The sequence below is a fragment of the Mycobacterium sp. SM3041 genome, from assembly GCF_039668335.1.
Lineage (GTDB): Bacteria > Actinomycetota > Actinomycetes > Mycobacteriales > Mycobacteriaceae > Mycobacterium.
Genome location: NZ_JAYXBQ010000044.1, coordinates 92,341 through 111,651 on the forward strand (window position 1 = coordinate 92,341; position 19,311 = coordinate 111,651).

Below are 19,311 nucleotides of genomic sequence, written 5' to 3' on the forward strand. Positions count from 1 at the left end.
CTATTCGTCGGCTTCGCGCAGGGTGCCGCGGAAGGTCCGTTCGGGCTTGCCTGCTTCAGTCCACTCGCGATAGCTGCGCACGGCGTGTCCGAAGACCTTCGTCAGGTGTTTCCCGTCGCGTCGGTTGACTGCCCCCTCTACGAGGTCTGTTGGCTTAGTCATGGTTTCGCGCATCGGAAAGTCAATCGCAGGTAGGTATGCGTCGGCCACGGGGAGGGCCACCCATGTCCCTTCACAAGCACGGCGAAACGTTTCGCCAACGTAGTAGACGTACCTCATGGTCGTGTGGACGTTGTCGAGCGAGAAGGCGCTTCGATGGTTGTCGTACAGGTCGAGGAGTTTCTGTTCGACTATCGCCAAGCTCGCTTCGGTGTACATCTGCTCGCGTATCTCGGGGAGGTCGTAGTACGGGAATTCGATCTCCATGACGGCTTCCTGCATCTTCAGCCAGCCCAGGAACTGCTCGTTGGACTGTGCATCGCGGAAGGCCTTAGTGAGTTGTGTAGGGACGTAGTCGAAGGTAGAGCCCATGGTGGTCTTCCTGTCGGTCACAGTCGGTTCACTGTGAACTGGTCTGGGTACTTGTCTTGTAGCCGCTGTAACGCTGCGAGTTCTCCCGCGGTGTACGGGTGTTTAGCGTTGATGTTGTAGGTGACATCCCAGCCGGCTTCAAGTGCGTCCTCGTCTATAGCCAGTTGGTCCATGTCGAGCCGTCCGCTCTTGTTCTCCACAACCTGCTTCAATTCGGGATTGGCCCAGTCCCAGACCCGACCTGTTACAGGCACTTTCTCCAGATCCGACTTGCGGCTGCCGAACTGGTCGGTCCACCCGTCATTTTTGCTGTAGCCCATCACTTCGGCCGCGTATTTGTCGAACCACCAGCCGTTCGCAGAGTTCTCTTGAAGCTGGTCGTAGTTGGAGCTCCAACGATTCCAGTCCCACTCTTGGCCGCCGCGGTGCAGGTAGTTCTGCCAGGCCAGCCACTTGGACAGGGGAATACGGTAGTGATGGGTCTTGGTGCCGTCGGGATCGTAGATCTCGATGTCGACGAACTTTTGGTTGTCAAGCAGACCTTTTTTGGCCGGGTCGAGTGCAACTGTGAGTGAGTCAATGGCTGTCGCAGCGGCTTCTACCGCGGCGATGTAGCTCCGGATGTTGGTGCCGGCCTGGTTGAGCCTCCAGCGCATGGCCGCAGGCACGGCTCGGAATGACGCGCCGCCAGTGACTTCCGACGACAGCACCACGACTGACGCGGCCCCGCCCATCCACATCGCGGTGCTGTTGACCTCACTGGCGATGTTCGCGCGCATCGCGCTGGTGGCTGCAGAATAGCTGTGCGTTAGGGCACTCAGTGTGCGGCCGTCGGCGGCGACGGCATCCGCGGGAGCGCTCAGATTGGCGATTGTCTCGTAGAACGCGGTGGCGTCGGGCATGTCGTGGTCCGGTCGTCTGACCTGATTCACCACGTCACTGACAGCTTCAGCGACCGTCGTTGCGAACCGTTGCCACATGTCCGAAGCGGCGTCGAGGCCCTTCGTGTCTGCGTTCGGAGCCTCCTTGCCGACCGCCTCGACCAAGCCCGGGATGATGTCGGTCAGGCCGACGCCATTGGCACCCACGGAACTGGAGATCGTCGACGACGGTTCAGAGATCGCCGGTCGGGGTGGCAGATTCGCCGGGACGGGAATCTTGCGACGGCCGGCGTGGAACTCAGCCCACGCATGGTTGACTCCGGCTTGGTAGACGCGTCCAGCCAGCGAGGACCAGGCTTGTGCCAGCGAATCGGCGCCACCGAGAGCGTCGCGCGCGGCGCTGTCATACCGCGATCCCCATTTCGTCCCGACCGGGTCGTTGCCGGCCATGTGGCCGGAGCCGTGCGACGCGCCTGAGACCAGGCCGGCAGCACCAGCCACCTTCGATCCCGCACGGCCGAGTATCGCCGCGGTCAGGAAATACCAGTCTGAATCGACAACCCAAGTACCCATGGATGCTCGCTACTGGCCGGCCATGCGCAGATTCATCGCCATGACGGTCCGGTAGGCGTCTTCGGCCTGGGTGGACCACGCGGTGAAGTCCGCGAGCGCCGTGCGCATGTCGTGCGCTGACCGCACCCAGTCGCGGTGGCGAGCCTCGTATGCTTCGGCGGCTGCACCGTCCCACGACTGTGACACCTGACCGATAAGCGATTCCACCCGGCTCAACGATGTCTCGCAGTGCGCCAGGTAGGCCTGCATTTTCGACCGCAGTTCATTGAGCGCGTCGACGTCGACGGTGTACCCAGTCATTGCGACCTACCGCTCATCCCACGCGCTGCGAACGATCGATCCGCCGCGCTCATCCTGTGCTGCGTAGGCCTCCACGCTTTGGACGACCCGGATCGCGATCTCGTCGGCGTCGTCGACGATCTTCGTTGCGGCGGCGCGAAACTCATCCCAATCGCGGCCGAACATCCGAGCGGCCTCGCCGCGCCACGAACCTTCGACTACGTCATCGACCGACGCGACAAGCTGGCGCAGTTCTTCACGCAACTCATCGGCGATGGTTCGAAACTCGTCTGCAGCTGCTTTGACCGGCTCGGTCTCGATGCGCAGCCGTGCGCCCCCAAGTCCGCCATGCGACCCCCTTCGCTGACTTCAGGGCCAGTCTAGCGAGGTCGTGAGATCACTCCCGAATGTCCCATAGGTGCACGTGCCCGGGAATCTGCTGGTCCGTGAACCATTCCCAGTCTTCGTAGCGGTCGGCCGTGGCCCGCCAACGGTCGGCGTCGGCGTCGCGGCCGACCGCGCGCAATACCGCGGCCGCCCATCGCTGGAGCTCCTGGCTTTTGTCGTGGAAGCAGACGCCGTCGAGCATCTCGATTGCCTCCCGCGTGCTGCCGTCGACCGCGGAATCCACATGCTGCGGCGCGATTTCGGCGAAATCCAGCTCTGCCAGCGCGAGCCGGTACGCCGCATCAGCTGCCCGCATCGGGTGGTACATTTCGCGGCGGTCGATCAGATTCGAAGCCATTTCCTTGGCCAGCGCCACCGATTCCTCGGAAGGCGGCAGGAAGTCGATCAACGCCCAAAAAGTGTGCAGCAACAACTCGGGATCACGAGCGTCGACCTGCCGGGCGAGCACCACGGCGGATCGATATGCCGACTCGGCCTCGTCCAGGTCGCCAAATTCCTCCTGCGCAGCGCCGAGTTGGGTGCTGAGGTGAGCGGCGAGATCGAGCCGACCCGAAGTCAGATGCTCGTTCATCTCGGCCTGCAGGTCCGCGATCCGCTCACTCAGCGTCTTTGGTGGATTCAACTCGTCCACGATCGTGCGGATCTTCTGATTCAACCGGGCGCTATCGGTGCCATAAGTAGACATCGACTGCGAGTCGAGATCGTCGCCCGCCAACGCCATCGTCAGGGCATCGCAACGCAATCGTCGCGCCTTGCTGTAGTGATCCAGCGCCTTCTCCAACCGTCCTGCCCCGGCTGCCTCATCGCCGAGAAACTCGTATTCGTCGGCTGTTGCCTGCCCGCTCATCTCCCGACCTCCGTTCCGTCCACGCCCGCGGCGAGCAGAATGACGTCGTCGAGGGCCTCCGATAGCAGCGCTCGGTCCTCCGTGCCGTCGCATTGGGCGGCCATGCGAGCCTGGACGTACAGCAGTTGCATGAGCCGGTCGAACACCAGGTCATCGGTGGTGCGTGTGAGGGCTTGCACGGCGCGGTTACTCCAATTCAGCACAAGGTGCGTGATGTTGCCGTACCCGGGCGAGGCTACGTCGATCTGACCGTGGCCGACGAACACCGCGGGCAACGCAGTCGACGGGAACCGCCGCACCGCCACTCGGCAGCCAGATGCGGCCAGCGCCGCGGCACCCCGCAATTCCAGCGCCGGCACCGCCTCAGTGTCGGCCGGGGCATCGGCCAGCGCCGCGACCTCGGACGCTGGGTATGCGCGGGTGACGGTCACGCCAGGCATCACCTGCGGCAGCAGGAGCAGCACCTCCTGGTCCAGGGTGTGGCCGGCGTTGACGACGATCCTGCCGCCGGAATTGAAACTGGCGATGGTACGGAACTCGTTGTCAGACAGCGCGTACAGAACATTCGGGTTTCGTTGGACCACGTCGATCAATCGCAGTGCGCCCTCGGTCGTCTGCATGGTCAGTTGTGGCAGCACGACCTCGGCGAGTTCCAGATTGTCGGAATCGGTACCTTGCGTTGCCGCGGAACGCAGTTCGAGGTTGTTCTCGACGACGAACTCGGCAAATCGTTGCGGGTCGGTGTCGGCCAGCGTTCGCAGCCAGCCCAACGCTGCCCGGCCGAGTTTGCTTCGGGTCAAGGCCAACGCCTGGTTGTTCATGACCGATTCGCGGCTGGCGGTCGGCTCCAACGTGGTGGAATTGATTGCCGCCCAGGCGAAGAACGCCCATGGGGGCAGCAGCGAGCTGTCGGCGTCGTCGACGAGCATGTTGTTGATGTAGATGCGGTTCCGCCCGGCGGCTTTCGAGCGACCGTATGTCGCGCCGATGTAGACGGCGCCGTCGAGCCCGAGAGCGGTGTCGTGGACCTCGATGGCGTCGAACTGCTTGCCGACACCGAGACCGCCGAAGATCGGTGGAACCCCTCGCACGATCTCTGCACGATGGGTGCCGAAGTCGATTCGCCAGGGTCGCGAAACATCTTGTGCACCGGTGTTTGTCAGCACACTTAGCTGTGCCGGCAGAAACTCGGCGTACTTGCGCGCCAGTGGGATGACCTGCTCGGCACGGGTCCAGCCGATCATGTCCGGTCGTGGACGGAGTCGCACAGTGGTCCCGACGGCAATCTCATCGGCGAGGGTCTGCACCGTGTAGGTGCCGTCGCTTTTGCCTATCCACTGAATCGGGTCGGCGCCGGTGGCGCTGCGGGACACGACCGTGATCTCGTCGGCGGCCAGAAAGCAGCTCAGAAGACCGATACCGAACTGCCCGATGTAGGTCCGCCTGCTACGGGCCAACTCGTCACGCTTGGAACTCGCGCCGACGGTGGCCAGGAACTGCTCGACTTGATCGGCGGTGACGCCGATGCCGGCATCGGTGATCGCGAACTCGTTGGCCGGGGAGTCCGGAGAGGTGACGCCGAATGGCGAGATGGTGATAGTCCGCGGGGTCGGTGTGTCGCTGAGCGCGTCGCGGGCGAGGGTGGCGTCGAAGGCGTTCTGAATCAATTCGCGGACGTACACGCCCGGGCTGGAATAGAGGTTCTTGCTGAGCAGTGAGATGACTCCGCCGAGATCCACTCGGAAGTTCTGCTGCTGAGGTGCGGGCATGTGCGGTATCTCCTGCATCGGTTCGGTCGAAAGCCGCATAGCGTCGCACGAGCCACCGACAAGTCGGGCTCGAAGAGATGTCACCTGTCTGAATGTCGGAGTCGGCGTGTATGACTTGAGCGACAAATTCAGAAGGAGTAGATGATGCGCGTCAACCTGTGGGGTGGCGGACCGACGCTGGCACTTGCTGATTACTGGCAACAGAGCGGGCTGCTGCCCGACGACCCGCCCGAAACTCAGGCGTTCGGCTACCTGTTCAGTGACGACGCAACGGGGACCGTGACGACGCGGCCCTACCCGACCAGGTATGCGATGCCGCTGGACAAGGACCAGATGATCGACGGCCTCCTCGAAGCCGCCGCCGTTGTTGCCGGACAGGCCGGGCTGATCGAGGTCGACGTCGAGCGGACGGCGAGCGGGGTGCCGTACGTGTACAGCCTCATGAAGATCAAGCAGGAGTCTGGCGGTGTGCAGTACAACCTGACGTTGCACCTACACGCCGAGCATGTGCAACAGGTTCAGGGTTTCTTCATCGAAGGTCACACCACCGGCATGCGCGACGCTGCGGTGTATGAGATTGCGCGGCAGAATGATTGGCTCCAGCAGCCCACTGCCGACGACCCGATGGGCGGCTGGGCCCGCGACCCCTACACCGGACTGAAGACGGGCTTCGTGATGAACATGAGCGAGCTGCCCGATTTCGACGACCAGTTTCCGGCCCATCCGTTGTCGATGGCGCGCGAGGTTGTCACCGCTGTCCGAGAGAGTTGAGGGTCGATCGTGACACCAGCGGACGCCTAACGCGATTGGCCCGTGCAGGAACCGAACCATGTAGTGGAGTACGTATGAGCGGCAAGAAATACAAGACGGCAACCCACCGTCAACCGCTGGTCTTCGGGGAAATCGAAGAGCTGAGGCGAAAGGGTTTCAACCAGACCGAGATTGCGGATTTTCACGGTGTGTCACGACAGGCTGTCTCGTGGCACAAAACGACATACGGGGGACAGAAATCGACCCGTCAGATCGTCAACCAGGCGTGGCCGTGGGAGACCAAAGGCCCACACGGCAAGTCTGCGGCGTATCAACGCCTGCGTGACCACGGCGAGTTTATCGCCACGGGCGGTCGAGACATGTCCGACTTCAAGCGGGGACGCCATGCGGCTTGGCTAAAGATGATGCGCCGGAACGACTATGTACTCGAGTTCGACCCGAACATCCCGCCTACACCTGGTGTGGCACCAACAGGAGGATTCGCCTACCGCAAGCGCGATCCAAGGATCGACGGGTTTGAACTGCTGATCCGGGTGAACGAGTTCACCAATCTGACTCCTGAGGGGCGCCGCCTCTGGAGCTACGCGCCGGGTACGTCTCCACACGCAATTGGGCCCTACGCTGCCCCGTAGTTGTTCCCTAGACGACACATACCGATCGCCCCCGGATCGCCGCCGTCCACCCAGCTAGGTCGACGGGGACGAAACGGTACCGGCGCCCACTGATCACCACGAACTGGTCGAGATGATTCTCAATGCCATACGACGGGATTGCCTGTGGCTGCCGATGCCGCGAAGAGGCGATGGAGGCGCTTGAGCGTCCACCATGCTTCCGTGAGCATGACCCTGCGCTCACCGACGATCAGAGTCTCGGGATATACCAGAGCAGGTTCAGGCTCATCCTTGTCGGCGATCGCCAGTACTCTGCCGAGTCGAGGTAGCCGCGCCGATACGCCGAACGACCGCGCCGTCACCGATTCCATGGTTTGCAGATTTGTGAATGTGATGCGTGACGTCGGGCGGCCGTCCGGCGCCTGGCGGAACTCAACAGATTCGGGGTCCCACTTCTGTTCCAAGATTCGGGTGCGCAGCAGTTCATTGGCGGGCTGTTCGCGGCTGCGTACAACGAATTCGTAACCGATAACCCCTAACTCGACAAGGTCGGGCCACGGGGACTCGTAGTATGGCGACGGACCGAGCGAGTGAAATTCGTCCAACGCGATTGGTCCCCAGTCCAGTTTGTTCTCAACAACGAACCCGTTCAGGGTGCTGATTGTGCGGGTCGACCCCAGATGACCTTCCTGTAGAAGCAATTCCAGTTCGGGGAGGGCTCGGCGTATCTCGCTCGCTGGTGTGTAACTGTCCATCAGTCCACTGAGTCCGGCCAGGATCATCGCCAGATTGCCGAACCGGTCGACGGGCAACCCGACGGCCACACTTCGCAGCCACGCCACACCAGAAATATTTCCGACCCACTCGCTGACGAACTTCATGTCCTCGTGCGTGCACGCGTGAATCGTCCAGTCGTAGACGTCGTTCGCCATATCGAAGTCGCAGTTCTGCTCGTCGATCAGTTCAACATCGCCGCATTCGTTGACTGTGAGCATGCTTCGAGGAACTGGCGGTTCGGTACTCAGTCCGTCGCGAAAACAGTTGCACGCCACGTGCGCATCGAGTCCCATGTGAGTGACGTCAGACGGCGGGTGATTGCCGGGTGCCGAAAGTCAACGCCAGGTCCCACGGCGCGAAACCCCACGTGGCGATGGCATCCAGCATGATCAGGGGAGCGACTTCGATGGTTTCCGCATTGGCTGGAGCGGACAGCGTGGTGCTCTCATTTCCGGCCACAATGTGCGGTGCCCAAATTTCTGAAGCTGATGGCGCAGGGGCGGTTTCGATGATGCTGACAAAGCCATCGCCGTCGGGAATGACGATGAAAAGGCAAAATGGCTCCGGCGGCGCGTCCCATCCGCCCTGCTCGACCAGCAGATATTCGTTGTTGTTCAGCGCATGGCCGATCGCTTGGGTGAGAAGTTCGCGTACATCGTCGTAGGTGGATTCCGACGGTTCATGGGCGGGCTGCAGTTCGATAATGCTGCCCTGGACTTGCAACGTGCCATCGTCGGTTGGTGACGGGAATCGCGATTGGAGCCACAGGGTGCCGGTGTCCTCGGAGAGGATCGCCACTTCGCGGAAGCGGTGCTCTTCACGCGCCGTGCGGGCGATGGTTCCGGATCCCATGACGGAACGCAGGTACTGGTCGTCGGGAACCGACCACAACCGGGACGAATCGGTCCAGGTGCGCACCAGCCCACCGGCGCACAGGCTCAACTGGGCGACAGTTCCGGTGTCGCCGGGTTTCAGAGGAAAGTCGTTCGACATGCTGGCTCCTTCGATGTAGTTAACCGGCATGTATATCGGACGGGACAGACAATGCTAGGGCACCAAGCTCCACAACACCGGAACATCTTGGCCGAAAAGCAGTTCCAGCCGCTGGCGCAGATGCTTCGTGGGTGCGGAGGAGTCAGACAATCGTACGATCACGTTGGCGGCGCGAATCATCGACTCGGTTTCGTCCGGGAGCATGAGCAACTGTCGCTGTCCCAGCCCTTTAGCCCCCCACCATGTTGCTTCTGCGGTGGGAATCGCCCACGCTTCGGCTAAAGGTCCGACGCCCAAGTCGTCCCACCTAAGTTGTCGGACTCCTGCAAGACCTTCGGCGATGAGCTGCCACAACTCCGCAGGATCGTGGTTGCCCGACTCGGCGTCATCCAGCCAGTCCGCTGGAAGCGATGCCGCCACAATGGGTTTCGCATGGGCGATCGTTTGTAGCAGCAGTGTCAAATCGAGCATTCTCTCGATTGAGGCCGACTCATCTTGCGTGTCGGCGTCCACATCGAGCGAGGGGAGGAGTGTCGCGAGCGCATCGGTGATGGGACGGATGGCGTCGCGCTGCACTGGCAATTTCTCCAGCGCTCGTGTGACGCCGAACATGATGCGTCGCCGTAGCCAATCGAATGGTGTGTAGTCGACGTCGAAACTCGCGTGCCCGGTAAAAGTCCGCCGCAGCGCGGCGACGCTGTCTGCGTCTGCGATTGGGGCGACGAACTGGAGGTTGTCGTCGGCTGAACTCACCGCTGCGCCGTGCTCGCCGTCACGGTTCACGGCTTGGGCGGTCCAACCGCACTCATTGACTCCGATCAGGAGAACGCCGTCGGCCTGGTCGACATCAGGGACGGCCGCGAGATCCAAACCAATGGAGTTGGCTGCGTAGTCCACGGCAACTTGCGAGAGTTGTTGCAGTCGACCGCTATCGGTGCGTGCATACCCGATAAGCATCTGTCCCCGCCTATTCGCGTTGTTCGCAACGACTTCCCGCGTCAGATGCAACAGGGCCTGAGGATCGTCGGCTTGCCAGCGAGCACGCATGCGGTCTGCCGGAGACACATAGTGGTTGCTAACTGCCCGTTCGAAAGCGCCGAGCATGCTCCACACGTTGCCCTCGACGATCGGATATCTGACCTTGAGTGCGGACAGACTCTGCTGCGTGGTTGGGAGGTCTACCAGCTCCAGGCACCCGATGCCTTGGGACGTCCACCAACGGGCCGCGTCGTTGGTGTAGCCGAGATCAGTTGCCAGCGTTACGGAGTCCAAATCTGACCAGTCGAGCCGGCCGAGAAACGGGGCGAAATCATGGAGCTTGTACCACTCGTCCTGCCCTTCGGTCACCACTGCGATGTGAGGATTCGCTGCTCGCCGCAGCGTCGCGATGCGTTTCGCGATGCCGAGTCGCAGGTTCTTGTCGACTTGCCAATACGTGGCGCCGCTATCGACAAGGCCACTGCATGTGACCTCCGCGACGAAATCCTTCAACGCGGCACGCACTATCCAGTTATCCGGTGAATGACCATCTGGCAGCATCGGCGTGTCCCAGGCGATTCTGCTGAGCGCCAGATACGTCATTCGGAAGTTGGATGCGCCGTCGACGACGGACTGGATTGGTCCGCTGTTGTCCCCGAATAGTGCACAGTGCGATCCGTCTGGCCAGAACACGAACGCGAGAAAGTTGACGCCTGATTTTGCCGGCCGGTACCGCGCGTAAACGACGGTGGCCGTCGGGACATGCGACAAGCCAATGAGCGGGTCGCGTGTGTTCTGTACCGGAAGGGTGACGGTGTCCCACTTCGGTGTCGAGCCTGGGAGGATTCGGTATAGGACATGGATGCCCTGCTCGCTGTTGTCCGCGCGCACCCTTTCCAAGAATTGGACCATCCATCGCTCGTCGAACACGATCTCCCCTAAAAATTACTGTGCCGCTGTGGGATTCACGATGCCGCCCGATATGTGGCGAACATTTTCTCGAACGCCGCTTCGCTGACCACCGGAATCCCGTACTGGCGCGCCTTGGCAGCTTTGCCGCTCTGCGAGTCAGGATCGGCCGCGACGAGCAGACGCGTCGATTTGGAGATGCCGCCGGACGCGAGGCCCGCAGCACAGATCGCTGAAACCCATTCGTCGCGACCACGATTCATCTCGCCGGTGAACACGATCCGGTCGCCCAGGCGTAGCGTGAAGGCAGTCGACTCGTCTACCAGTTCCGGCGTTGCGGAAGCTGCCCACGCCAGCGCCTCATCGACATACGGTGGGCCGAAACCCAGGGCAGCGGCGACAGCATTTAGCTCGGACCGCTCCTCGTCGGTGACTACGCCGTCGGCCAGCGCTTCCTTCGCTACAGCACGCAAGTAGTCCTGGTGCAGCCGCGCTACGGTTCCCCGGGATAGGCCCGCCGCTTCGGCGGAGGCCAGCAGCTGTTTGCCCTCGCTGCGCGAGATCTCCCGGTCGAGCAAGGCGCTATCGAGTACCACCATGTAAGACGCTTCGTCTTCAGGAGTGGCGGGGACCCAGGCAGCTCCCAGGACGGACCGCAGCCACGAGTACGGGTCCGCAGATGACTGCCCACGATGAGCGACCGCAGGTTGCGATGCACGTGTGCGGGCAGCTGGCCAGCCGAAGGTCGCCGAGTGATCCAGGTCGGAGCGCCACTCGGGGGAGCCGCTGTGGAAGGCGAGCAGGTGTGGCAGGAGTTCGGCGGTTGCATGAGCGTCACCAATTGCTGAGTGTGCGTTGATCAGTGAGATTCCGAGTGCTTCGCAGCAGTGTGCGAGCTTGGCGGCCCCCGTCATGCGCCCGCCCCATTTTCGTGTGCAGAGCGCGGCTGGTCGTTCGGGGATGACGTACTGGGCCCGCTGGAGCTCCCAATGCAGAAACCGCATGTCAAAACTGGCGTTGTGCGCGACAACCACACGGCCAGTGAGCATTTCGAGCAGGTAATCGCTGATGGCGGCGAAGTCAGGTGCGTCAACGACGTCGCAGGCCTGGATGCCGTGGACGTGAGTAGCCCCGATATCACGATGCGGGTTGACCAGGGTGGTCCATTCGTGCTCGATCCGGCCGGAATCATCAGTAAGGGCGACGCCGATCTCCACGACGCGGTCGGTGCGCTCAGGGACCAGACCCGTTGTCTCGAAGTCGATTACAGCGAATGGCATCAGAGTTCGCCTCGGAAGGCGCGGGATTGGAGGGAGGCGAAAGCGCCGTCAGCAAGCCACAGCTGCCTCTCCACGGAACTGGCGTTCACCCGAACCTCACGCAACATCGCAGCAAATATCTGTTGTTGTTCGAATGATGGCAACGGAATCGGTGCCTGCCTTAGATCGCCAAGGTTAATTCCTTGTACGGCTGCACCCTTGGTGCGACGTGCCATCCAATGCTGAAAGCTGGGCATTTCCATCGCCGCGCGGACATATGTCGCAGATGCGGGTTCCGTAATCGCGAGCCGCGCCGAATCCTGCGTGATATTCGAGCCAGCAAGGGACTCGGGAATGAATGCAAACCGACCGACATGACCACGAATGGACATCAGTAGATCCCCCGCTTGCAGTATCGACCGTCGGTATTGATCGCTAATTTCGTGCGAAGTCTTCCGCACGGTTTCTTCGTCTATGCCACCGTTTTTCATGTCGGCAACGCGAATGTAGGGGATTCCTTCCTCGACTTCAGGTCCAGGTTTAAGAATGCCGTAGGTGATCGGTCGGTTAGGATCGATCCAGTCTTGGAGGCACTTGACGGGAAGGTCGTGGTTGTTGGCCACCGGGTCGCCAAACGCGTCATGGAATAGCGACTGCGTGAGTTGATTGAAGTGGGCCAAGCATCGTCGCAGCTTTGACCGCAAGCTATCAGCTTGGTCAAGCATGGCGGCGACACGACGCTGTTCGTGGAGCGGTGGTTGATCGGAAATCTGCAGGGCGAGAAAATCGCTTACGGAGGAGCGGCGGCGTCGAGGCACGGAGCCGAACGCGATGGTGTCGTAACTCGCCACCATCTGCGGGCTAAGCAAGAGTCGCGCAACATAACGCGGATCGAATCCGTCACGCACTTTGAATGTCGGATAGAGGGGGCTGATGATGCCCTTGTCGACGATGGTGTTTTGTGCGATGGCCCCAGCCCAAAGCAAGTATGGATTGAAGGCGACATCGTTGCGCCGAACAACCTTGTACTTGCTCACGTCGTTGGTCGCGAGTCTCTTGTTGAAGCGATCGCTTTGTAGAACGAATCCGTTCTTCTCAGTCAACGTCAACACGGGAGGTTCTGACGAGTTTCCGGGCAGTTCCTTGTACTCGAAGAGCATGTCTCCCACGCTGATCACGACAACATCGCCTTCAACTCGGCCAGCCCACTCGCGATTTCGCCTTCCAGCTTCTCGATCTCCGCAATGATCTCTAGCGGCGGTCGATGCTCGACCTCGTCGTGCACAATCTCCTTGTACCGGTTCAGCGACAGGTCATAGCCCTGCGCCACAATGTCGGCGACCGGCACGCAGAACGACTGCTCGGTGCGCGCCCGCTCCAACTCCGACGAGTCCCGTGAAGCCCACCGCGACAACGCATCCGGCAGATCGTTGGCTTCGATAGGGTTCCGCTTGTCATCGAGCGAAAAACCGTCAGCCGAAACGTCGTAGAACCAAACATGATCCGTGCCACCGGAATTGGTCTTGGTGAACAAGAGAATCGCCGTCGAGACCCCAGCGTATGGCTTGAATACGCCCGACGGCAGCTTCACAATGCCGTCGAGTTTCTGGTCTTCAATCAGCATTCGTCGCAAGTCTTTGTGCGCCTTGGACGATCCGAACAGCACACCGTCGGGCACGATCACTGCCGCCCGTCCGCCGGGCTTCAGCAGCTTCAAAAACAGTGCTACGAAAAGCAATTCGGTCTTCTTGGTCTTGACCACCCGCTGCAGGTCTTTGGACGTCGCCTCGTAGTCCAGTGAGCCGGCGAACGGGGGATTGGCCAGGATCAGCGTGTACTTCTCGGCGTCCTCCGAGGCGCCCTCGGACAGCGAGTCGCGGTAGCGGATATCCGGCGCCTCGATGCCGTGCATCAGCATGTTCATCGACCCGATGCGCAGCATTGTCGAGTCGAAGTCGTAGCCGTGAAACATGCTGTTGTGGAAGTGCTTCCGCTGGGCGGCGTCGGTCAAGACTGAATCATGTGTGTCACGCACGTACTCCGAGGCGGACACGAGGAAGCCAGCGGTACCGCATGCCGGGTCGCAGATCTCGTCCGTCGGCCCGGGCGCGGTCATCTTCACCATCAGCTCGATGATGTGGCGCGGGGTGCGGAACTGGCCATTCACGCCGGCCGAGGCGATCTTGGACAGCAGGTACTCGTACAGGTCGCCGTTGGTGTCGCGGTCGGCCATGGGGATGTCGTCGAGCATGTCGACGACCTTCGACAGCAGCGCCGGGGTCGGGATGGTGAAGCGGGCGTCGCGCATGTGCTCGGAATAAGTGGACCCATCACCGCCAAGTGCCCGCAGGAACGGGAACACACCGTCGGCGATCAGGCCGAACATGACACCTGGCTCGTCGTTCTTGAACCGCGACCAGCGCAGGTCCTGCTGGTCGGGCCCGAACCGCAGTCCCTCGGACGATCCAGTTCGCCGCGCGCGATTCTCGGCGAGAGTCTCCAGGTCGTCGAGACGGCGGATGAACAGCAGGTACGTGATCTGCTCGATCACCTCGATCGGGTTGGAGATGCCGCCAGACCAGAAGGCATCCCAGACACGGTCGACCTTGCTCTTCAACTCACCGGTGATCACGGCGCTCCTTTCCTCCCCATACAAACCTGAACAGGACTGTATATAGGAGTCCACCGACAACAGCCGATCTACCCGCGCTGTGAGTGTCGGGGTCGGTCCCTCGCCACGCCCTGAACAGTTGTAACGCCTTATTGCTAGCGAGTTACTTCCCTTGTAGTAACTCGCTACGCGGAGGTGTGTGATGGCTGACGCCGATGATCGGGTCATTCGAGTGGCCGCGGACCTATTCGAGGCGGCAGCCGTCGAGGGCGCCCGACAGCGCCGTTCCGCCAAGCCACAACTCGACCACTGGGCCCGCATCGGTAGGGCGGTATCGACTCAGCACACCGCATCGCGGCGCCGCGTGGAGGCTGCCCTGGCCGGCGAGATCGACGTCGATGCTCTCAATATCGAGGAAGGTGTGGTGTTCAACGCCGAGACCGCTGCGGCGGTCGAGGAGAACTCGCCCACACCAACTATGGCGCCGTGCTCGCCTCTCGTGGGATCACCACGGTGACGTTGGGTGACGACGGCCGGATCATCGAGCTTGCGACTGGCCGCGCATCGAGGGTCTGGCAGGAAGCCGATCGCATCGATGAGCTGCTACAGATGGCCCGATCGGAGCCGCTCTGCGAGCCGGCGGTCGAACCTGACCGTGCGGACGAACTCATAAAGGGAGTGCGTCGCGGTCGACGCGGTCGATGAGGACCACCTGTGACGCCGATGTGTTGAGCTAAGCGGCCGCTAAGGGATGACCGTCGCACCTGACGGAGTAGCGGGCTATTCCGTCAGCCACTTCCGGACTGGCGCCGGATCTCCGCGAACGCCGCGGCAAGCGCGGTGATCTTGTCGACCGACGATGACGGCGTCTGCGAAGGCGTCGCGTCAATCCCATAGAGCTTGGCAGCCATGCGGCTCCGGACATCGTCGCGCTTTTCCGCGAGCTGTGCCTGGGCGCGGTCGTCGCGCAGCGACCGGTCGATCTCCTCGGCCTTCTCGGCGCAGCCCTGCAAGGCATACACCCGCGCCCACGACCGCGACCCCAGCTCCCGCACTTTCGCCCGGGCATCCTCCAGCATCGCCAGATCGTCCGAATCGGGCTCGGCGATCCCGCCGAGCTCCGTGATCAAGCCATTGAGTTCCTGTGTGGCCCGGCAGTTTTCGCGGATCGCCGTCAGGTCGCCAGTGAAGTCGAGGTCATTACCGAGCCATCCGTCGACCGCGGCTTCCGACCGTTCGATCTGCTCGATGGCGGCCTGTGCACCGTCGAGCAGCTCGACACCGTCGACTCCGAATTCTTCGACGAGCCGGGCACGTTCCAGCTCTTGAGATGACGGTTCACGCGCAGACCCGGCCCGACTGTCGATCACGATGTGCGTGATCAACAATCCGATGGCGGCAATGCCCATGGCGGGCAGCAGCAGAATGCCCTCTGTCGCGACACCGACCAGGATCACCACGGCGATGGACAACAGCCACGCCCGCGTCATGGCCGGTAGGGGGCGGCGCGCCTTGCGATCGGAGGTGAAGACCGCCCCGAGCGCGGCGCCGCCGAGAATCATGATGACAGCGAGAATGACCGCGACGACGCCGAGCACTAGCAGGAGCCGAATCATCCCGATGTCCTTCTCTGTCCAGTGCTCTCAATGGTAATTCGGCGCGCCAACTTGCCTGGCTGACGCGGTGCGGAGACGTCAGACTGTCCGCGGCCTACGCTCAACCCCATGCACGACGAACTCGAAGCCTGGAAGTCCGCCGGCCAGTATTTCGACTACCTCGGATTCGACATCTTCTACCGCCGCGACGGGTTGGAACTCGGCACCGGCCCAGTGCTGTTGCTCATCCACGGCTACCCGTTCAATTCCTGGGACTGGTCCCTGATCTGGCCGACGCTCAGCGAGAAGTTCACCGTCATCGCGCCGGACATGATCGGCATGGGGTTCTCCACCAAGCCGTCCGCGTATCAGTACTCGATTCACGATCACGCCGACATGCACGAGGCACTGCTGGACCACCTGGGCGCACAGACCGTCCACATTCTGGCCCACGACCTCGGTGACTCGGTGGGCCAGGAACTGCTGGCGCGCAACCACTTCGGCGATCAGGTATACGGCAATCTGAACATCGAATCGGTCACGTGGCTCAACGGCGGGCTGTTCGTCGAGTCCTACACCCCGCGCCTGCTGCAGAAGGCGATGTCGCAAACCCCGCTGGGCGACCTCATGCGCCCGCTGCAGGGCAGTCCGTTGTCACGGCGCCTGGCCGACCCGACCATCAACGAGATGTTCGGCGTCAACACCAAACCGTCGAAGGAGCTGATGGACAAGTTCCACGAAATCCTCGATTACAACGACGGCAAGAAAGTCATGCACCAGGTCGGCCGCTTCATCAATGACCGCTACGTCCACCGGAACCGCTGGGTGCGCGCGATGCGCGAGACGACGATCCCCATGCGACTGATCGACGGCCCGTCGGATCCGAACTCCGGCGCTCACATGGCCGCCAGGTACCGCGAGGTCATCCCGAACCCCGACATCGTGATGCTGGCCGACGACATCGCGCACTGGCCGCAGATCGAAGCGCCCGACGCGGTGCTCGAGCACTTCCTGGAGTTCGTCACGCCGCTGTTGTGGCGGCCGTTCGGCGCGCGCTGACCCCTCGCTTTTGCGCGCACAACGCGAAGCGAACTGGTTCACTTGCGACATGCGCGTCCACCGCCCGGATCTGGTGGCGGTGCTCGGTGTGCTGTTGATCAGTGCGTGCGAGTCCGGGACGCCGACCGTCACCTCGATCGTCTTCGACGGGGAACCGCACACCATCAACACCGGCACGGTCGTCTGCACCCGCCAGCCGGCCGGGGGAGGCCTGGTCATCCTGGCGCGGGGCAAGACGGGTCAGGTGGTGCGGATTCAACTCACACAGGTGGGCCGCATCGTCGTCCAGAAGGTCGGGCTGCGTGACGGCGACGCGACGGGATTCGTCGCCGACCCAGCAGAGATCACCGGCATCAAGGTCGACGACACCTACACCGTCAGCGGGCGCATGCCGCCGAATCGCGGTGAATCGGGGTGGCACACGTTCAAAATCCAGACCGCGTGCCCCGGCTATCAGGACGCCCATCCGCGCGACACGGTGCCGGCCATCGGGAGTCCGTGACCGCTCGTCGGCGGTGAGGGTGCGCAAAATGCACGCGACACGCCGCGAGACCGTGTGCAGACACGGCCGCTCGCGGGAAAAGGCTAGGAAGACAGGGCAGCGACCAGGACCGGGCCGCAGAGTTCCCGCTGCCAGGGCCGGGCGCCGGCCGCGGCCAGGAACTCATCGACCGCGGCGGCGACGTCGGGAACCGGCTGCCAGTCCCAGCACAGCCGCCGCACGGTCTCCGGCGTCAGCAGATTCTCGGTCGGTACCGACACCCGCTCGGACAGCAGCGTCAGCCCGCTGCGGCAGGCCTCCAGCCGTTCGAACGCCTCGGGCTTGCGGCGCGACCACCGCGCCGGTGGCGGCAGCCCATTGTTCGGTTCGGACGCCGGCGGATCGGCCTCCCGGGCCCGGGCCAACGCGTCGAGCCACACCTGCGCGCTGCGCTTCTGTCGCGAGCCGCCGAAAATCGGTAGCGCCGTGAGCTTTTCGATGGTGTCCGGATTGGCGACGGCCGCGGAGATGATCGCCGCGTCGGGCAGGATTCGGCCGGGCGCGATGTCCCGCCGCTGCGCGATCAGGTCGCGGGTCTGCCACAGTTCGCGCACCGCGGCCAGGGCCTGACCGTTGCGAACCTTGTGGATGCCCGACGTCCGCCGCCAGCGGTCGCGCCGAGTCGGGCTCGGTTCGACAGTCCGCATGTACTCGAATTCCTGTGCGGCCCATTCGGTTTTGCCCTGCGCCTCGAGTTCCGCGGCCACTGCGGCCCGCAGTTCCAGCAGTACCTCGACGTCCAGTGCTGCGTAGTTCAGCCAGTCCGCCGGCAGCGGGCGCTTCGACCAGTCGGCGGCGCCGTGGCCCTTCTTCAACCCCAGCCCCAGCAACCGCTGCACCATGGCCGCGAGGTTCACCCGGTCGTAGCCGGCGAGCCGTCCGCCCAGCTCGGTGTCGTACAGCGACGGCGGCCTCATGCCCAGTTCGGCCAGGCACGGCAGATCCTGGTCGGCCGCGTGCAGGATCCACTCGTCGGTGTTGACGACCTCGGCCACCGGCGCCAGCGCCTTCAGCGGGTCGATGCCGTGGCTGACGGGGTCGATCAACACCGTGCCGGCACCCGCACGGCGAATCTGGATCAGGTAGGCCCGGTTGGAGTAGCGGAAGCCCGAAGCCCGCTCGGCATCGATCGCGAATGCGCCGTGGCCGGACGCCAGAAGCTCACCGGCGCGGGCGATGTCGCTCGCGTAGACGGCGACGGGTGGCACGCCGTCGGCAGGTGCCAGCAGGGGAGTGATGTCGGGATCGTCGTCAGACGTCTCGACCGGATCAGCGTCAGTCATGCGGTCACGCGCGGGTGCGCGAACCCAGATCGGTCACGCCCGCAGGCGGCAGTCCGGCGGCGTGCTCGAGCACCTCACAGAACGCCTGCACATGCGGTCCCAACTCGAGCGACGTCGCGGTCCACGACGCCCGCAGCTCCAGCTGGTGGGCGCGCGGCGGGCCGGAGATGTCGCCGTAGCGCACCGACGTCGTGGCAGTGACGGTGCCGCCCAGCGCGGTGACGCCGTCGGCGTGCGACTCGAGCGCATCGACCAGCCAGCTCCACGCCACCTCGGGCAGCAGTGGGTCGACGGCCTCGGTGGAGTCCAGATCAGCCTGGATGTAGGCGACGAGACGCATGGTGCCGTCCCAGGCTTCAGCGCCTTCGGGATCGTGCAGCAGGATCAGACGTCCGAAGGCGTCGCCCTCCGAGCTTTCCGGGACCACGGAGGCGTCGGGATGACGCACCTCTGCGCCCAGCGCGTAGCTGAAGGGAGCCAGCCGCTGGGGCGGACGGATCGGGCCGAGTTCGATCTCCGGGCGCACGGTGGCGGCGTTCATTGCCGCAACAGCAGTGCGGAATTGGGCCGGCTCGGCGGAGGTCACATTCTGGGACGCTAGCCCGATCAGGCCGGTCGCGTAAGCAGGCGCGCCGA

General features: G+C 63.0%; 19 protein-coding genes and 1 pseudogene. 5 read left to right on the forward strand and 15 right to left on the reverse strand.

All coding sequences use genetic code 11. From position 1 onward, the window contains the following. The 6 genes from VXD91_RS12580 to VXD91_RS12605 all read right to left on the reverse strand — a co-directional run bounded on the left by VXD91_RS12580 (nucleotide 1) and on the right by VXD91_RS12605 (nucleotide 5,288). Nucleotides 1-552, reverse strand: coding sequence for a hypothetical protein (locus VXD91_RS12580; RefSeq protein ID WP_244872573.1), 552 nt, complete (start codon nucleotides 550-552; stop codon nucleotides 1-3). Continuing rightward, complete coding sequence (locus VXD91_RS12585; protein ID WP_346415545.1) at nucleotides 549-1,985, reverse strand: hypothetical protein; 1,437 nt, start codon at nucleotides 1,983-1,985, stop codon at nucleotides 549-551. The genes VXD91_RS12580 and VXD91_RS12585 overlap by 4 nt, the downstream gene beginning before the upstream one ends. 9 nt (nucleotides 1,986-1,994) lie before the next feature. Beyond that, nucleotides 1,995-2,285 carry a WXG100 family type VII secretion target gene (locus VXD91_RS12590; RefSeq protein ID WP_064859600.1) on the reverse strand — a complete coding sequence of 97 codons (291 nt, stop codon included), beginning with the start codon at nucleotides 2,283-2,285 and terminating at the stop codon, nucleotides 1,995-1,997. A 6-nt stretch (nucleotides 2,286-2,291) separates the two neighbouring features. Then, the gene (locus VXD91_RS12595; protein ID WP_346415686.1) at nucleotides 2,292-2,591 is read right to left on the reverse strand and encodes a WXG100 family type VII secretion target; all 300 of its coding nucleotides are present in this window, start codon (nucleotides 2,589-2,591) and stop codon (nucleotides 2,292-2,294) included. A gap of 70 nt (nucleotides 2,592-2,661) precedes the next feature. After that, nucleotides 2,662-3,519, reverse strand: a complete 858-nt coding sequence (locus VXD91_RS12600) for a hypothetical protein (protein ID WP_346415546.1) — start codon at nucleotides 3,517-3,519, stop codon at nucleotides 2,662-2,664. Further along, a complete protein-coding gene (locus VXD91_RS12605) occupies nucleotides 3,516-5,288 on the reverse strand; it encodes an ATP-binding protein (protein ID WP_346415547.1) in 1,773 nt (590 codons plus the stop codon). Before VXD91_RS12605 ends, VXD91_RS12600 begins: the two co-directional genes overlap by 4 nt. A gap of 144 nt (nucleotides 5,289-5,432) precedes the next feature. Here VXD91_RS12605 and VXD91_RS12610 point away from each other — a divergent pair, with 144 nt between their 5' ends. Together VXD91_RS12610 and VXD91_RS12615 are read left to right on the forward strand one after the other, a co-directional pair. Further along, entirely contained in the window at nucleotides 5,433-6,059 is a 627-nt protein-coding gene (locus VXD91_RS12610; RefSeq protein ID WP_346415548.1) for a hypothetical protein, read from the forward strand. 74 nt (nucleotides 6,060-6,133) lie between these two features. Next, the gene (locus VXD91_RS12615) at nucleotides 6,134-6,691 is read left to right on the forward strand and encodes an XRE family transcriptional regulator (protein ID WP_346415549.1); all 558 of its coding nucleotides are present in this window, start codon (nucleotides 6,134-6,136) and stop codon (nucleotides 6,689-6,691) included. 119 nt (nucleotides 6,692-6,810) lie between these two features. Here VXD91_RS12615 and VXD91_RS12620 read toward each other — a convergent pair whose 3' ends face one another. Genes VXD91_RS12620 through VXD91_RS12645 form a run of 6 tightly spaced genes read right to left on the reverse strand, consistent with a single transcriptional unit; the run spans nucleotide 6,811 to nucleotide 14,218 of the window. Beyond that, nucleotides 6,811-7,740 carry a hypothetical protein gene (locus VXD91_RS12620; protein WP_346415550.1) on the reverse strand — a complete coding sequence of 310 codons (930 nt, stop codon included), beginning with the start codon at nucleotides 7,738-7,740 and terminating at the stop codon, nucleotides 6,811-6,813. 10 nt (nucleotides 7,741-7,750) lie between these two features. Continuing rightward, nucleotides 7,751-8,440 (reverse strand): hypothetical protein, encoded by a 690-nt coding sequence (locus VXD91_RS12625; RefSeq protein ID WP_212811687.1) that lies wholly within the window; start codon nucleotides 8,438-8,440, stop codon nucleotides 7,751-7,753. Between the two features lie 54 nt (nucleotides 8,441-8,494). Beyond that, nucleotides 8,495-10,348, reverse strand: coding sequence for a hypothetical protein (locus tag VXD91_RS12630; protein WP_212811686.1), 1,854 nt, complete (start codon nucleotides 10,346-10,348; stop codon nucleotides 8,495-8,497). A 35-nt stretch (nucleotides 10,349-10,383) separates the two neighbouring features. Further along, complete coding sequence (locus tag VXD91_RS12635) at nucleotides 10,384-11,607, reverse strand: exonuclease domain-containing protein (protein ID WP_212811684.1); 1,224 nt, start codon at nucleotides 11,605-11,607, stop codon at nucleotides 10,384-10,386. Next, entirely contained in the window at nucleotides 11,607-12,746 is a 1,140-nt protein-coding gene (locus VXD91_RS12640; protein ID WP_212811682.1) for a restriction endonuclease subunit S, read from the reverse strand. Before VXD91_RS12640 ends, VXD91_RS12635 begins: the two co-directional genes overlap by 1 nt. Before the next feature lie 14 nt (nucleotides 12,747-12,760). Further along, nucleotides 12,761-14,218: a class I SAM-dependent DNA methyltransferase gene (locus tag VXD91_RS12645; protein ID WP_212811680.1), complete on the reverse strand. Its 1,458-nt coding sequence runs from the start codon at nucleotides 14,216-14,218 to the stop codon at nucleotides 12,761-12,763. A gap of 181 nt (nucleotides 14,219-14,399) precedes the next feature. Between VXD91_RS12645 and VXD91_RS12650 the strand changes: the two are divergent. Further along, nucleotides 14,400-14,743 (forward strand): annotated as a pseudogene (locus VXD91_RS12650) (hypothetical protein); the annotation flags it as partial. A gap of 242 nt (nucleotides 14,744-14,985) precedes the next feature. Here the strand turns inward: VXD91_RS12650 and VXD91_RS12655 are convergent. Next, nucleotides 14,986-15,813: a hypothetical protein gene (locus tag VXD91_RS12655; RefSeq protein ID WP_212811678.1), complete on the reverse strand. Its 828-nt coding sequence runs from the start codon at nucleotides 15,811-15,813 to the stop codon at nucleotides 14,986-14,988. Between the two features lie 108 nt (nucleotides 15,814-15,921). On the opposite strand from VXD91_RS12655, the gene VXD91_RS12660 reads away from it, so the two are divergent. Both VXD91_RS12660 and VXD91_RS12665 read left to right on the forward strand, forming a co-directional pair. Next, nucleotides 15,922-16,851, forward strand: coding sequence for an alpha/beta hydrolase (locus VXD91_RS12660; protein ID WP_212811676.1), 930 nt, complete (start codon nucleotides 15,922-15,924; stop codon nucleotides 16,849-16,851). Between the two features lie 49 nt (nucleotides 16,852-16,900). Then, a complete protein-coding gene (locus VXD91_RS12665; RefSeq protein ID WP_212811671.1) occupies nucleotides 16,901-17,353 on the forward strand; it encodes a lipoprotein LpqH in 453 nt (150 codons plus the stop codon). An 83-nt stretch (nucleotides 17,354-17,436) separates the two neighbouring features. Here the strand turns inward: VXD91_RS12665 and VXD91_RS12670 are convergent, their stop codons facing one another. Further along, nucleotides 17,437-18,675 carry a ribonuclease D gene (locus tag VXD91_RS12670; RefSeq protein ID WP_212811669.1) on the reverse strand — a complete coding sequence of 413 codons (1,239 nt, stop codon included), beginning with the start codon at nucleotides 18,673-18,675 and terminating at the stop codon, nucleotides 17,437-17,439. 4 nt (nucleotides 18,676-18,679) lie between these two features. Beyond that, a complete protein-coding gene (locus tag VXD91_RS12675; protein ID WP_029105313.1) occupies nucleotides 18,680-19,261 on the reverse strand; it encodes a DUF3000 domain-containing protein in 582 nt (193 codons plus the stop codon). Nucleotides 19,262-19,311 lie beyond the last annotated feature (50 nt).

Bases quoted from the DNA above. Each gene is read 5' to 3' on its own strand.
- VXD91_RS12660 (WP_212811676.1), top strand. From the start codon at position 15,922: ATGCACGACGAACTCGAAGCCTGGAAGTCCGCCGGCCAGTATTTCGAC.
- VXD91_RS12610 (WP_346415548.1), top strand. From the start codon at position 5,433: ATGCGCGTCAACCTGTGGGGTGGCGGACCGACGCTGGCACTTGCTGAT.
- VXD91_RS12670 (WP_212811669.1), bottom strand. From the start codon at position 18,675: ATGACTGACGCTGATCCGGTCGAGACGTCTGACGACGATCCCGACATC.
- VXD91_RS12655 (WP_212811678.1), bottom strand. From the start codon at position 15,813: ATGATTCGGCTCCTGCTAGTGCTCGGCGTCGTCGCGGTCATTCTCGCT.
- VXD91_RS12600 (WP_346415546.1), bottom strand. From the start codon at position 3,519: ATGAGCGGGCAGGCAACAGCCGACGAATACGAGTTTCTCGGCGATGAG.
- VXD91_RS12585 (WP_346415545.1), bottom strand. From the start codon at position 1,985: ATGGGTACTTGGGTTGTCGATTCAGACTGGTATTTCCTGACCGCGGCG.
- VXD91_RS12590 (WP_064859600.1), bottom strand. From the start codon at position 2,285: ATGACTGGGTACACCGTCGACGTCGACGCGCTCAATGAACTGCGGTCG.
- VXD91_RS12640 (WP_212811682.1), bottom strand. From the start codon at position 12,746: ATGCTCTTCGAGTACAAGGAACTGCCCGGAAACTCGTCAGAACCTCCC.
- VXD91_RS12615 (WP_346415549.1), top strand. From the start codon at position 6,134: ATGAGCGGCAAGAAATACAAGACGGCAACCCACCGTCAACCGCTGGTC.
- VXD91_RS12605 (WP_346415547.1), bottom strand. From the start codon at position 5,288: ATGCCCGCACCTCAGCAGCAGAACTTCCGAGTGGATCTCGGCGGAGTC.
- VXD91_RS12620 (WP_346415550.1), bottom strand. From the start codon at position 7,740: ATGGGACTCGATGCGCACGTGGCGTGCAACTGTTTTCGCGACGGACTG.
- VXD91_RS12635 (WP_212811684.1), bottom strand. From the start codon at position 11,607: ATGCCATTCGCTGTAATCGACTTCGAGACAACGGGTCTGGTCCCTGAG.
- VXD91_RS12625 (WP_212811687.1), bottom strand. From the start codon at position 8,440: ATGTCGAACGACTTTCCTCTGAAACCCGGCGACACCGGAACTGTCGCC.
- VXD91_RS12665 (WP_212811671.1), top strand. From the start codon at position 16,901: ATGCGCGTCCACCGCCCGGATCTGGTGGCGGTGCTCGGTGTGCTGTTG.